Annotated in this window: 11 protein-coding genes, 1 tRNA gene and 1 pseudogene; 11 read left to right on the top strand and 2 right to left on the bottom strand. The window is 70.2% G+C overall.

Annotated elements, in window-relative coordinates; genetic code table 11:
- The first annotated feature begins 11 nt into the window (after positions 1-11).
- From H577_RS0112120 to H577_RS17100, 4 genes are all read left to right on the top strand, one after another.
- Positions 12-794 carry an AbiTii domain-containing protein gene (locus tag H577_RS0112120; protein ID WP_029146172.1) on the top strand — a complete coding sequence of 261 codons (783 nt, stop codon included), beginning with the start codon at positions 12-14 and terminating at the stop codon, positions 792-794.
- Positions 795-860: 66 nt separating this feature from the next.
- Positions 861-1,673, top strand: coding sequence for a GIY-YIG nuclease family protein (locus H577_RS0112115; RefSeq protein WP_029146171.1), 813 nt, complete (start codon positions 861-863; stop codon positions 1,671-1,673).
- An 8-nt stretch (positions 1,674-1,681) separates the two neighbouring features.
- Positions 1,682-2,422 (top strand): DUF5677 domain-containing protein, encoded by a 741-nt coding sequence (locus H577_RS0112110; protein ID WP_029146170.1) that lies wholly within the window; start codon positions 1,682-1,684, stop codon positions 2,420-2,422.
- Positions 2,423-2,470: 48 nt separating this feature from the next.
- Entirely contained in the window at positions 2,471-2,818 is a 348-nt protein-coding gene (locus H577_RS17100; RefSeq protein ID WP_029146169.1) for a hypothetical protein, read from the top strand.
- 61 nt (positions 2,819-2,879) lie between these two features.
- Here H577_RS17100 and H577_RS18285 read toward each other — a convergent pair.
- Positions 2,880-3,325: pseudogene (locus tag H577_RS18285) on the bottom strand (IS1634 family transposase); the annotation flags it as partial.
- A gap of 110 nt (positions 3,326-3,435) precedes the next feature.
- Here H577_RS18285 and H577_RS0112095 point away from each other — a divergent pair.
- The 6 genes from H577_RS0112095 to H577_RS0112070 all read left to right on the top strand — a co-directional run bounded on the left by H577_RS0112095 (position 3,436) and on the right by H577_RS0112070 (position 11,848).
- Positions 3,436-4,134, top strand: coding sequence for an iron-dependent transcriptional repressor DtxR (locus H577_RS0112095; protein WP_029146167.1), 699 nt, complete (start codon positions 3,436-3,438; stop codon positions 4,132-4,134).
- A 225-nt stretch (positions 4,135-4,359) separates the two neighbouring features.
- The gene (locus H577_RS0112090; RefSeq protein WP_029146166.1) at positions 4,360-5,199 is read left to right on the top strand and encodes a M23 family metallopeptidase; all 840 of its coding nucleotides are present in this window, start codon (positions 4,360-4,362) and stop codon (positions 5,197-5,199) included.
- Between the two features lie 259 nt (positions 5,200-5,458).
- Positions 5,459-5,956, top strand: a complete 498-nt coding sequence (locus tag H577_RS0112085; RefSeq protein WP_029146165.1) for an HNH endonuclease — start codon at positions 5,459-5,461, stop codon at positions 5,954-5,956.
- A 143-nt stretch (positions 5,957-6,099) separates the two neighbouring features.
- Positions 6,100-6,780: a hypothetical protein gene (locus H577_RS0112080; protein WP_245570396.1), complete on the top strand. Its 681-nt coding sequence runs from the start codon at positions 6,100-6,102 to the stop codon at positions 6,778-6,780.
- Between the two features lies 1 nt (position 6,781).
- Positions 6,782-8,317, top strand: a complete 1,536-nt coding sequence (locus H577_RS0112075; protein ID WP_029146163.1) for a Y-family DNA polymerase — start codon at positions 6,782-6,784, stop codon at positions 8,315-8,317.
- 27 nt (positions 8,318-8,344) lie between these two features.
- Positions 8,345-11,848 carry an error-prone DNA polymerase gene (locus H577_RS0112070; RefSeq protein WP_029146162.1) on the top strand — a complete coding sequence of 1,168 codons (3,504 nt, stop codon included), beginning with the start codon at positions 8,345-8,347 and terminating at the stop codon, positions 11,846-11,848.
- Positions 11,849-11,868: 20 nt separating this feature from the next.
- On the opposite strand, the gene H577_RS0112065 is transcribed toward H577_RS0112070, so the two are convergent.
- A tRNA-Arg gene (locus tag H577_RS0112065) sits at positions 11,869-11,941 on the bottom strand.
- Between the two features lie 483 nt (positions 11,942-12,424).
- Here H577_RS0112065 and prmC point away from each other — a divergent pair.
- The gene (gene prmC, locus H577_RS0112060; protein WP_029146161.1) at positions 12,425-13,300 is read left to right on the top strand and encodes a peptide chain release factor N(5)-glutamine methyltransferase; all 876 of its coding nucleotides are present in this window, start codon (positions 12,425-12,427) and stop codon (positions 13,298-13,300) included.
- Positions 13,301-13,371: the final 71 nt, after the last annotated feature.

Below are 13,371 nucleotides of genomic sequence, written 5' to 3'. Positions count from 1 at the left end.
ATACTAGCCTCGTGGGTAGCAAGAAGCGGGGCGGGCTGATGGGCCAGATCGAGCGTGATCTGCTCGATGAGAAACCATTGGACACGCTGCTGCGCAAGCTCATCCTGCTCGGCGGTAACGCGGGCTCACCCGAACTACGCGAGTGGGCCTCGCGGGAGCTTCGCGGATATGGGCGAGACGAAGAGCTCCCGTCGTACCGGACGGTCACTGCGCCGCTACAGGTCGACGGGGCAGTCCCGGGTGGCTTCGTGCACCACGAGACGATCGGCTCAATGGACATTCCTGACTTCGCTCGTGACGACATCAACGAACAAGTTCCGCTCCGCATGGGAGTGCGCGAGATCCGCAGCATGGTCGAGCAACACGGTGACGACCGAATGGTGAAGCTCCAGCCCCCGGGCTCTGCGGATCTCGTTACCTACATCAATGGAACGCGTCGAATGAACGGCCGCATCGTGGCCCTGTACTGGAGTGTCAGTACGATCGCGATCGAAGGCGTCCTCGACCAAGTCCGCACTCGGCTTGCCGAGCTCATCGCGGAACTCCGTTCCAGCACGCCCGTGGGCGAGGCACTCCCGACACCCGCACAAGCCGCCAATGCGGTGAACCTCGTCATCAACGGACGCGGTAACCGCGTCAGCATCGCACAGGCGTCGAACGGGGGATCGATCGCATCCGAACCGGAGTCGGAGACACCGCGCTTCTGGACAACGGCACGCCTCATTGGCGCCGGCGTCGTCGGATCCGCGACCATTGTCGCCGCCGTTATCGCAGTACTGCAGTTCACGCTCTGAATCTCCCGCCAAAGAGGTCGGTGGCAACGGATAGCGTGAAGGAATACCTGACGAGGAGCTAAACCAATGCCGCTGACACTTGGCCCCCTACTGATCGACGCGGGCATCGATCCCGCCCAGGCGCTCGTGATTCGCCACGCATACGTGCGCGAGCACGAGGACAGCGGACTGGCCGGCATCCATGCGGACTCCACCGACGCCGAGATCCTGGAGTACACGCGCAACCAGTCGGCGAACACCATGCGATTCCCGGCGAACCCGCCCCGGGTCTGGGTGGTCTTCATCCGAGAGGGCGGTGACCAAGCCCGGCTCTGGTCGGTAGTCGAGAACCGCGGCGAGACCTCCAGTGACGGCATCCGCCGCGTCTTCGATGTCGCCCAGACCGAACACATGGAAGATCTCCGAAACCGTCTGGTGGTTGGGTGGAAGTCTCCGCGCACCTGGCGCATGAAGGGCACGACGGCCGCACACTATCCGGTGGTCGGGATCGCGGATGCGCAGCCGATTCCGTTTCCTGGCTTCGACCGCCTCGTGCTCAGCCACGCGCAGCTGCAGGCGGTCATGCGGGAGCACCGCTACGCCTCCTGGCGGACGGCGCTGTCGTCTGTCTTCGGGATCTACCTCATCACGGACACCCGCGACGGCCGGCACTACGTAGGCAAGGCGGACGGCGAAGAGAGTATTCGGCAGCGCTGGCACGCCTACGCCACCAACGGGCACGGCGGCAACGTCGAATTGCGCGGTCTCGACCCTTCGACATTCCGATTCTCGCTGCTACGGGTTTTCGATCCGTCGACGCCGTCACGAGACATCGACGCCGCGGAGAGCCACTTCAAGGACGCGCTGGACTCGCGACGGCACGGGCTGAATCGGAACTGAGGTGGGTTATGACCAGACCGACTGAGGCTGAACTCGAAGCCTGGATCGAGGAGTGCGTCGCACATCTACGCGACGCTGAGAGCTTCGACGTGCTCAGCCCGCACGCCAATGAGTTCCTGCTGCTCTACGGCGTCATTGCCCGCACCGTCCGGTACGCAGATGCCTACCTTGTCCTCTGCCGTGCGGGCTACTCCTCCGAAGCGGTGGCGCTTGCGCGAGCCGCGCTGGAGCACACGATCACGCTGCAGTGGATCTTCATCGTGCAGGGCGGTGTCGAACGTTTCCGAGTCACCGCCGCACACGACCGCATCAAGCACTATTCAAAGCTGGCTGACTGGCTGAAGAATGACGAGCTCGCGGAAGAACTGACGAAGCTCGACCCGCCGCCAGAAGGCAAGCAACTGCCGCCGTTCATGGAGATGGTGCGCAGTCTTGACCAAGACAAGTCCCTGGAGACGAGCTATCACATCCTCTCTCAGCAGGTGCACGTCACTCACGCGGCCGTGACGAGCTTCATCACGCCTGGCGAAGACGACGAGCTCCATATCCAGTACGACCAGGCCTATGGCTACCGGTATCAAGCGACGTACGTCACCGCAGCCGCCTGCATGCTCGCACGATGGGTCGTTGCGCGTCTGACAAACAACACTGAGCTACTAAGCAAGCTCAACTCCATCTCCGACGAACTGCTCCTTCCAATGACGCTTCTGGATAACGTCGTCCCCGAAAAGCGACGCAAGGGGCTCTGAGCCGTTTCTCAGGAGAACAAGGTCTGGGGTCCCTCGTAGCCTGGCAACATGCAAGAACTCTTCGACCTCGCCTTCGCGCGTATCGATCGTGCAGAAGCAAAGCGACGCGAGTTTTCAACGGCATGGGCGGACTACATCGCGGTACACCCGTGGGACATCGATTTGCGCGAGGTCGCGCCGTGCTCCTTCGAGGTCCTGGCGGTGATGCGAGAGGCGGCGCCGATCGAACTCTCCATGATCTTCAACGAGTGGCTGGCGGCGCTTCGCGCGGCCCGACACCGGACTCTATGCCTGGGCTGCGGCAGCGACCTGCCAGAACCCACCCCGAGGCCCGAGCGCATTCAGTACCCGATCTGCTCCACGCCGGAGGAATTTCGCATTGACGGCGCTCGTTGAAACTCCCCATTCTGCTCGTCGAAGTTCCCCAGTCCTGGGTCGCTCCCGCTCGTGAGGCGGGCCTCCCTTGGCGCTGGTATGCGGCTTTCGCGAACCCAGCCCGTCGATCCTCGCTGACGCTCTTGGCGAGGGTGCGCCAGATCGTCCGCAGCGATGGGGACCGGATCCCGAGGTCGGCGAGCACCCGGATCGTGTCGACCTTCGACGCCGGCTCGATCACCCGCGCCGGCACCAGCCGTTTGAACGCGTCCGTCCGACCTTGTCGAACCCGAGATCGGCGTACGCCTGCTCCAGGACCTCCCACAGCACCCGAGACCGCGGCCCGATCACCATCAGCGGCGCCGTCACCTGCGCCGGGACCAGCGCGTCCAGATCGAACGCGAGCTGCTCGCCCTGGATCTTCGTCTTCGCGACCTCGACCAGCACCGCGAGCTGCTCGTCCGTATGCGCGGAACCGACATGCTCCACGATCGTGCGGACCCCGCGATGCTTCGACACGATCTGCACCGCCCCCGCGGCGGTGCCGCCGGCCTCGGCCGCATGACGGCCGCCGGGCCGGGGCGGATGTCGGTGCGACGACTAGGCTGGAGGCGGGACGGCGACGCGGAGAGGACACCATGACCGACCTCATCGACACCACCGAGATGTACCTGCGGACGATCCTCGAACTGGAGGAGGAGAACATCGTGCCGCTGCGCGCGCGCATCTCGGAACGGCTCGGGCACTCCGGACCGACCGTGTCGCAGACCGTCGGCCGCATGGAGCGCGACGGACTCGTCGTGGTCTCGGACGATCGTCGGCTGGAGCTGACCGAGACCGGCCGGCACAAGGCGGTCGACGTGATGCGCAAGCACCGGCTCGCCGAGCGGCTGCTCTCGGACGTCATCGGCCTGGACTGGGCCTACGTGCACGAAGAGGCGTGCCGGTGGGAGCACGTGATGAGCGAGCAGGTCGAACGCCGGCTCATCGAGCTGCTCGGGCACCCCACCGAGTCGCCGTACGGCAACCCGATCCCCGGGCTCGACCAGCTCGGCGGGGTCGCGTCGATGGACTTCGAACAGGGCGTGGTGGGCCTGGTGCGCAGACTGGATGCCGCGGGCGGACCGATCCGCGGCACCGTGCGTCGCCTGGCCGAACCGGCCCAGGTCGACCCCGAATTGCTGCGCGAGCTGCGCGGCGCCGGCGTCGTGCCCGGAGCGGTCGGCGACTTCCGCTACAGCGAGGGCTACGTGCTCGTGCAGATGGACGGCGCCGAGGACGGGCTCGAGCTGCCGGTCGAGGTCGCGTCGCACATCTTCCTCGTCGACGAAGGCTGAGGTTCTCCACAACCCGGCCGGGTGGGCGTGACTTCTTCGTTACATTCGGGTAGCCTCGAACGGTCCACAGGCGAGAAGCCCGCCGACGGATGCTGTACGGATCGCCTCATCGGCTCGTCGTCCGTGCGGTCAAGCTTGCACAGCGTGTCCCGACACCCGTGCCCGTGATGCAGTCAGACGAGCCGGGGCCCATCCCGACCGGACCCGCAGGCCACGGAGGTCAGCTTGGCTGAACAGAACCACCCGGCAGAAGTCGAGGCAACGCGGCCCGGTCGCCGCGCGCTGCGGGCCGCCCAGCCCGCTCGCGGCGGCACCCGACCCGCGCCGGCCGGTGCCCGCCGCTCGGCGGGCCGACGACTCGCCGTCGTCGGCGTGATCGCCGCCCTGGTCGGCACCGTCTCGATCCCGGCGTTCGCCGCCGCAGGATCGACGCCCGAGGCCCGCACCATCCAGCAGGCGGCGTTCGACGATGCACAGTCGGTGGTCGTGGCATCCGAAGCCAAACCCGCTGGCCTCGCCCGCAGCAGCTACTCGGCCACCACCGCCGACGAGATCGCGAAGAAGAAGGCCGAGGCCGCGGCGGCCGCCCGCGCGCGGCAGGCGAGCCTGGCATCGGTGCAGTACTCGCCGGTCAAGATCGACCTCAACATGGTCGGCCCCGGCACCGGCTCGATCCGTTGGCCGCTGGCCAAGATCAACCACATCGGTGAGGGCTTCGGGGCCCGTGGCGGCGAGCACCAAGGAGTCGACCTGCTCACCAACGGCGGCACCCCCATCTATGCCGCCACCTCGGGCACGGTGAACGTGTCACAAGAGAGCTTCGGCGGGTACGGCGTGTGCATCACCATCGACACCGTCATCGGCGGCAAGCGGGTGAGCACCCTGTACGGGCACATGCGGTACGGCAGCCGGCAGGTGGTGCACGGGCAGAAGGTTCAGGTGGGGCAGGTCATCGGCCTGGTCGGCAGCACCGGCCGATCCACCGCGAACCACCTGCACTTCGAGGTGATCATCAACGGCAGCCATGTCGACCCGCTGGCCTGGCTGCGCGCGAATGCCGGCTGAGGGGCTACTCTGATCCCGGACGCTCGATCGCAGCGGAAGGGACGTCGATGGAGAGCACACCACGCATCCGCACCATGGATGCGCTCGGCCTGCTCGTCCTCCGGCATCGTGGGACCGGATGCCGCACCTGGGTGCGGCGCGGGGCGTCGTCGTGAAGACGGCGCCTTTTCCATATCCGTCCGCACCCCTCTCGTCGCGCCCGCGCGCCCTCGAGTCGATCGTCCGGGAAGCCGTCTCGGACCGTTCGTGAGGATGGCTGATGCGCACACTGGTGCTGAACGCAGGATATGAACCGCTGGCCGTGGTCTCGTTCCGCCGGGCTCTGGTCCTGGTGATGAACGAGAAGGCGATGATCGTCGAGCGCGTCGAGGGCGAGCCCGTCCATGCCGTGCACAGCGACTTCGACAGACCCGCGGTGATCATCCTCACCCGTTATGTGCGCATCCCGTCCGCCCGGCGGGTGCCGGTGACCCGGCGCGGCGTGCTGCGGCGGGACGGGTTCCGCTGCGCCTACTGCGGAGGCCACGCGGCCACGATCGACCATGTGCTGCCGCGCTCGCGCGGTGGTGCGGACTCGTGGGAGAACCTTGTGGCCTGCTGTCAGCGCTGCAACAACGTGAAGGGTGATCGCACGCCGGCGGAGATGTCGTGGTCGCTGCGGGTGTCGCCGCGCCCGCCGCGCGGCCCGCAGTGGTCGGTGCGCGGGGTGGAGCGCACCGACCCGCGTTGGGAGCCGTACCTGGCGCTCGCGGCCTGACCGGCGGGTGCCGGGGCGGGTGACGGTCCTGCCCGCACACTGTCGAACATAGCCGACGGAAAGCCGCCCTGACGATGTCGGAAGGGGTGTCTATCGTCGTTCTCGCGGTTGAACATCTAGAACATGCGTTCTAGCATGGAGAAGTGAGGGCGATCATGTCGGCACCGGCCACGGCTCAGGTCTCGCTCCTGCGTTCGCGACTCGAGCAGCTGCAGGGGCGACGGCTTGACGCGCCCGTGCTGCCGGTGCCTCCGGCCTTGGCCGACCTGCTGCCCGGGCGGGGTCTGCGTCCCGGTCAGGCGTACACGGTGGCCCCGTCCGGCTCGTTGCTGCTGGCGCTGCTGGCGCGGCCGTCGCGCGAGGGGTCGTGGTGTGCGGTCGTGGGCATGCCCGAACTCGGAGCCGAGGCGGCCGAGCAGTTGGGCGTCGACCTGAACCGGTTGGTGCTGATCCCCGATCCCGGCCCGCGCTGGCTGGCGGTCACCGCGACCGTCGCCGACGTGCTTCCGGTGGTGGCGGTGCGCCCGGGCGGCCGGGTCTCGGCGGGCGAGACCGCGCGGCTGTCGGCGCGGCTGCGTGAGAAGGGCACGGTGCTGCTCGTGCAGGGCGTGTGGCCGCAGGCCGAGGCATCCCTCGCCGTCGACACCGCCGAATGGTCCGGGGTCGGCGACGGGTACGGATTCCTGCGGCGACGGGCGATGACGGTGAGCGTGACCAGCAGGCGTTGGGCAGCCCCGCGGCGGGGGCGGATGCTGCTGCCCGACGACACCGGAGGACTGACCGCGGCGCCGCCGCAGCCCGAGCGGATGCGGGCGGTGGGGTGAGATGCCGGCGCCCGTACGCAGCCTCGTGCTGTGGTTTCCGGACTGGCCGGTGACCGCGCTGCTGCGGGAACGGCCGGGGCAGTCGCCGGTGGCGGTCGTGCACGCGAACACCGTGGTCGCCTGCTCCGCGGCCGCCCGCGCCGACGGGGTGCGCCGCGGTCAGCGTCGCCGCGACGCACAGGCCCGCTGCCCACGGCTGCAGGTGGTGCCCGCCGACCCCGGTCGCGACCAGCGGGTGTTCGCCCCCATCGTCGCCCGCATCGAGCAGTCCGCCCCGGGGGTGCAGATCATCCGGCCCGGACTGTGCGCGCTGCGCGCCCGGGGGCCGGCCCGCTATTACGGCGGTGAGAACGCGGCCGCATGCGAGATCCTCGACGTGCTCGCCGAGCACGAGGACCTGCCGGGGGTGCGTGCCGGCGTCGCCGACGGACCGTTCACCGCCGAACAGGCCGCCCGTGCCACCCGCGCCGATGCTCCGGTGCGGGTGGTGCCGGTGGGTGAGGCGGCCGCGTTCCTCGCCCCGCTGCCGGTGACCGCCCTGGGCGACGCCGATCTCGCCCACCTGCTCGGCCGGCTCGGCGTGCACACGCTGGGCGGGTTCGCCGCCCTCGACGTCGAGCGGGTGCGCGAGCGGTTCGGCCCGCACGGGCTGCGCCTGCACGCCTTGGCCGCCGGTGCCGACTCGCAGCCGGTGACACCGCGCACCCCGCCGCCCGACCTCGACCGCGAGGTGGCGTTCGAACCGGCCGTCGACGTGGCCGAGCAGGTGGCGTTCGGCATGCGCATCGCAGCCGACGAGTTCATCGCGGGCCTGGGCGCGGTCGATCTGGTGTGCACCGAGCTGCGGGTTCAGCTGCGCTCAGAGCGGGGGGAACGCAGCGAACGGGTCTGGTTGCACCCCGGGGCGTTCGATGCGGCGGCGGTCGTCGACCGTGTGCGCTGGCAGCTCGCCGAAGACGCGCAGAACCGGGTGCTGCGCAGTGGGGTGGCACACGTGCGGATCTCGCCCGACGCGGTGGACGCGGCATCCCATCACCAGCCGGCGGTGTTCGGCAGCGCCGGCGACGAGCGCGTGCACCATGCGCTCTCGCGTGTGCAGGCGATGCTCGGCCACCGCGGGGTGCTCACCCCGGCGGTCGGCGGTGGGCGCTGGCTGAGCGAACGGCAGGTGCTGGTGCCGTGGGGCGACCGGCCCCGGGTGGACGGCGGCGACCGGCCCTGGCCGGGCAGCCTGCCCGCCCCGGCCCCGGCGACCGTGTTCGCGCAGCCGTACCCGGTGGATGTGACCGCCGCCGGCGGCGGCGTGGTGGTCGTGGACGAGCGCGGCACGCTCACCGCCCCGCCCGCCCAGCTGACCGAGGCCGGTCGCCGGCGTCGCATCATGTCGTGGGCGGGGCCATGGACGGTGGACGAACGGGGGTGGGATGCCGTGCGGGCGCGCCGCGCGCATCGGTTCCAGGTGGTCGACGCCGAGCAGAACGCCTGGCTGCTGGTCTGCGAGGACGGACACTGGGCGGCGGAGGCGCGCTATGACTAGGGGGCCGGGCACGAGGGGGCCGGGCTGATGGGCTTCCACAATCCGTCCGTCCCGTGGTCCGAACTGGAACGGGTGCTCAGCGACCGGCGTCGTCCCCGGTCGGTGCCCGCCGATGCGGACGGCGGTGACAGCCCCGCCTGGTCGCGCAAACGCGGCCCGTACGTGCCGCCGCCGATCGCACGTCCTACCGACGCCGTGCCGTACGCCGAGCTGCACGCACACTCGTCGTACTCGTTCCTGGACGGCGCCTCGTCTCCCGAAGAACTCGTCGAAGAGGCCGAACGGCTCGGCCTGCACGCCCTGGCGATCACCGACCACGACGGGTTCTACGGCGTCGCCCGCTTCGCGGAGGCGGCGCAGGCCCGACAGGTGAAGACCGTGTTCGGTGCCGAGCTGTCGCTCGACCTGCCCCGGCGGCAGAACGGTGCGGCCGACCCCGCCGGGGTGCACCTGCTCGTGCTCGCCCGCGGCGTCGAGGGATACCACCGGCTGGCCGGCGCGATCACCGCCGCCCAGCTGCGCGGTGCCGAGAAGGGCCGCCCGGTCTACGACCTCGACGACCTCGCCGTCCGGGCGGGCGGGCACTGGGCGATCCTGACCGGATGCCGCAAGGGCCCCGTGCGGCGCGCGCTGGCCGAGCGGGGGCTGACCGGGGGAGAGGATGCCGCCGCAGCCGAGCTCGACCGGCTCGTCAGCCGGTTCGGGGCCGACGCCGTCAACGTCGAGCTCATCGACCACGGCGACCCGCTCGACACCACCGTCAACGACCTGCTCGCCGCTCTCGCCGCGCAGCGCGGTCTGCCCGTGGTGGCGACGAACAACGTGCACTACGCCGCGCCCGAACGCCGGCACCTGGCGGCGGCGATCGCGGCGGTGCGTGCGAACCGCAGCCTCGACGAGCTCGACGGCTGGCTGCCCGTGCACGCCGGCGCCCATCTGCGTTCGGGCGTCGAGATGACCGCCCGGTTCGCCCGTTACCCGGGCGCGATCGCGCGCAGCGTGGCCCTGGCCGACGAGCTCGCCTTTCCGCTGCAGAAGGTCAAGCCCGCCCTGCCGAGCCAGCAGGTGCCCGACGGGCACACCCCGATGTCGTATCTGCGGCAGTTGGTGTGGGATGCGGTGCCGGGCACGTATCCACGGCTGCGGCCGGAGCACCGCGCCCGCATCGAGAAAGAGCTCGACATCATCGAACGCAAGGACTTCCCCGGCTACTTCCTGATCGTGCACGACATCGTGCGCGAGGCGCGGCGCCGCGGCATCCTGTGTCAGGGCCGTGGTTCGGCCGCCGCCAGTGTCGTCTGCTACCTGCTGAAGATCACCGCCGTCGACGCCATCAAGTACGACCTGCCGTTCGAGCGGTTCATCTCCACCCTCCGCGACGACGAGCCCGACATCGACGTGGACTTCGACTCCGACCGGCGTGAAGAGATCATCCAGTACGTGTTCGGAAAGTACGGTCGCGACCGTGCCGCGCAGGTGGCGAACGTCATCCAGTACCGCCCCAAGAACGCGGTGCGCGACATGGCCCGGGCGCTCGGCTACTCGCCCGGGCAACAGGATGCCTGGTCGAAGCAGGTGGAGCGGTGGGGCGCGCTCATCGACACCGGGGCCGACCACGACATCCCCGACCAGGTGATCGAGTACGCGGCCGAGCTGCTGAAAGCCCCCCGGCACCTGGGCATCCACTCCGGCGGCATGGTGCTCACCGAACGGCCGGTCGGTGAGGTCGTGCCCATCGAGCATGCGCGCATGCCGGGCCGCACCGTCATCCAGTGGGACAAAGACGACTCGGCATGGATGGGTCTGGTCAAATTCGACCTGCTGGGGCTCGGGATGCTGGCGGCCTTGCAGCACTGTTTCGACCTCGTGTGCGCAGCCACCGGCGAGGAATGGGGGCTGGGCACGATCCCCAAGGAAGAGCCCGCCGTCTACGACATGCTGTGCCGCGCCGACTCGATCGGGGTGTTCCAGGTCGAGTCGCGGGCGCAGATGGGACTGCTGCCTCGGCTGCAGCCGCGCTGTTACTACGACCTCGTGATCCAGGTGGCGCTCATCCGCCCCGGGCCGATCCAGGGCGGCGCCGTGCACCCGTTCGTGCGGCGCAAGCTCGGCCGCGAGCCGGTCACCTACCCGCACCCCGCGCTGCGGCCGGTGCTGGAGCGCACCCTCGGGGTGCCGGTGTTCCAAGAGCAGCTCATGCAGATGGGCATGGCCGTGGGAGACCTGAGCGCCGAAGACGCCGATGTGCTGCGCCGGGCGATGGGATCCAAGCGGGGCGTGGAGCGCATCGAGTCGCTCAAACAGAAGCTGTACCAGGGCATGGCCGCCCACGGCCTGGTGGGGGATGCCGCTGATGCGATCTACGAGAAGATCCAGGCGTTCGCGAACTTCGGCTTCGCCGAGTCGCACGCGCTGTCGTTCGCGCTGCTGGTGTACGCCTCATCGTGGCTGAAGCTGCACTATCCGGCCGCGTTTCTGGCCGGGCTGCTGCGCGCACAACCGATGGGGTTCTATTCAGCGGCCTCGCTGGCCGCCGACGCCCGCCGGCACGGCGTCGAGGTGCGCCGGCCCGACCTGCACCTTTCGCACGCGCATCCCGCACTCGAGCCTCTCGAAGAGCCCACGGTCGCTCCGCGAGGGCCGCAGGCCCGAGTCGAAACGCGGTCGGACGGCGTCGTTTCGGCTCGCTTCGCTCGCTCAACGAACGGGCAAACGGTCGGGCCGACGACCGGCCTGGACTCCTGCCTCGATCCCGAACAGCCGCCGGTCGGCCCGTTCGATCCTGACGGCCCCGACCGATCACCCGCGCACCGGCGCGACGGCGGGTTCGCGGTGCGGCTGGGCCTGGCCGCGGTGAAGGGCATCGGCCTCGAGTTGGCCGAGCGCATCGTCGCCGAGCGCGACGCGCGCGGGCGCTACCGCGACATGCGTGACCTGGTGCGCCGGGTGGGGGTGACCGCCGCGCAGTTGGAGGCACTGGCCACTGCGGGGGCGTTCGAGTGCTTGGGGTTGACCCGGCGCGAGGCGATCTGGCTGGCCGGCGCCGCCGCGCAGGACCGCGCTGAATACCTGCCCGATTCGATGGTGTCGGTGCAGCCGCCGCTGTTCGCCGACCCGACGAGCTACGAACGACTCGCCGCCGACCTGTGGGCCACCGGGCTCTCGACCGACGACCATCCGCTGACCCACTTCCGCTCCGGGCTCGACGCCCGCGGGGTGCTCACCTCGCGCGAGCTGCACACCCACGAGACCAGCCGTCGTGTCGAGGTGGCCGGGCTGGTCACCCATCGGCAGCGTCCGGCGACGGCATCCGGGGTCACGTTCCTCAACCTCGAAGACGAGCACGGCATCGTCAACGTGGTGTGCTCGGTCGGGGTCTGGAACCGGTATCGCCGGGTGCTGCGTGACGCGCCCGCGCTCATCGTGCGGGGGATGCTGGAGCGTTCGCCGGAGGGTGTCGTCAACATCCTCGCCGATGGCGTCGAAGACCTGCGGGTCGGCGTCGCGCATCGCTCCCGCGACTTCCAGTGAGTGCGGTGCGCTCGAGAGCGTGCCCCCGAGAGGAATCGAACCTCCGACGCGCGGCTTAGGAGTCCGCCGCTCTATCCACTGAGCTACGAGGGCGCGCAGATCATCCTACGGGAGCCCCCCCGGCACCGGTCCCGCCTGCGCGGGTCGCAGAAGACGCCGCCTGCCATGGCGTGAGGCGGCATGTTCTGCGACCTGGGTGCGGGTGGGTCGCAGAAGGCGCCGCCCAACCCGGCGCGAGGCGGCATGTTCTGCGACCCAGGTGGGAAGGGGTCGTAGGTGGCGCGGTCGCAGAAGGCCGCCGCCTGTCACGGCGCGAGGGGGCATGTTCTGCGACCTGGGGTGTGGACGGGTGGCAGGAGGCGTGGTCGCAGAAGACGCCGCCTGCCGCGGCGCGAGAGGGCATGTTCTGCGACCTGGGTGTGGGCGGGTCGCAGAAGGGGCCGCCCGGCCCAGCGCGAGCGGACATGTTCTGCGACCTGAGTGAGGCCCCGGGTGCGACCTGGCTGCTCGCCGGCCGCAACGGCGGAGATACGCGCGCGGGTGGGACGACCCGCCCGCGGGTAGGCTGGGACGCCCATGGATGCCGCAGCCTTGACCTCGTTGCGCGCGGCGCTGGGCGCCGCGGCATCCGTTCTCGCCGACGCCGGTGTGCCCGACTCGGCTGTCGACGCCGAACTGCTGCTCGCGCACGTGCTCGGCACCAGTCGTGGGGGAGTGCAGGCGGCCGCCATCCGCGGCGACGCGCTCGACGCCGCACAGGCCGCACGGTACGACGCCCTCGTCGCCCGCCGCGCCGGGCGTGAACCGCTGCAGCACCTCACCGGGCGCGCCCCGTTCCGCCACCTCGAGCTCGAGGTCGGCCCCGGCGTGTTCGTGCCCCGGCCCGAGACCGAGGTCGTCGCGCAGCTGGCGATCGACGCGCTGGGCGCCGTGGCATCCGCCCACCCCCGTGCGATCGACCTGGGTACCGGCAGCGGCGCGATCGCGCTCGCCCTGGCCACCGAGGTGCCGCACGCCGAGGTGTGGGCGATCGAGCGCAGCACGGATGCCGCAGCCTGGGCCCGCCGCAACATCGAGCGTCACCCCGCCGCTGGCGTGCACCTGGTCGTCGGCGACCTCGCCGACCCGCCCGCAGAGCTGATCGGCACCGTCGACGTCGTCGTCTCGAACCCGCCGTACGTGCCCGACGACGCGATCCCGCGCGACCCCGAAGTAAGCCTGTTCGATCCGCCGCAGGCCCTGTACTCGGGGCCGGACGGGCTGGACGCGGTGCGCGTGCTCGGCAGCGTCGGGATGCGTCTGGCCCGACCGGGTGGGGTCATCGTGATCGAGCACGGGGAATGGCAGGGCGAGCCGATCCGCGACATCCTCGCCGCCGCCGGCTGGCGCGATGCCCGCACGCATCGGGACCTGACCGGACGTGACCGCGCCACCGTCGCGACCCGCCCCTGACCCGCCGCCGCCGGCCGCGCGGCCCGCTCCCATGCATCGGGACCTGACCGGACGTGACCGCGCTACCGTCG

The organism is Microbacterium luticocti DSM 19459 (genome assembly GCF_000422405.1).
In the GTDB taxonomy this organism is placed as follows: domain Bacteria; phylum Actinomycetota; class Actinomycetes; order Actinomycetales; family Microbacteriaceae; genus Microbacterium; species Microbacterium luticocti.
This window is presented reverse-complemented; position numbering and strand designations above follow the sequence as displayed.

Excerpts from the sequence above, each read along its gene's own strand:
- H577_RS0112115 (WP_029146171.1), top strand. The coding sequence starts at position 861 with ATGCCGCTGACACTTGGCCCCCTACTGATCGACGCGGGCATCGATCCC.
- H577_RS0112110 (WP_029146170.1), top strand. The coding sequence starts at position 1,682 with ATGACCAGACCGACTGAGGCTGAACTCGAAGCCTGGATCGAGGAGTGC.
- H577_RS17100 (WP_029146169.1), top strand. The coding sequence starts at position 2,471 with ATGCAAGAACTCTTCGACCTCGCCTTCGCGCGTATCGATCGTGCAGAA.
- H577_RS0112095 (WP_029146167.1), top strand. The coding sequence starts at position 3,436 with ATGACCGACCTCATCGACACCACCGAGATGTACCTGCGGACGATCCTC.
- H577_RS0112085 (WP_029146165.1), top strand. The coding sequence starts at position 5,459 with ATGCGCACACTGGTGCTGAACGCAGGATATGAACCGCTGGCCGTGGTC.
- H577_RS0112075 (WP_029146163.1), top strand. The coding sequence starts at position 6,782 with ATGCCGGCGCCCGTACGCAGCCTCGTGCTGTGGTTTCCGGACTGGCCG.
- H577_RS0112070 (WP_029146162.1), top strand. The coding sequence starts at position 8,345 with ATGGGCTTCCACAATCCGTCCGTCCCGTGGTCCGAACTGGAACGGGTG.
- prmC (WP_029146161.1), top strand. The coding sequence starts at position 12,425 with ATGGATGCCGCAGCCTTGACCTCGTTGCGCGCGGCGCTGGGCGCCGCG.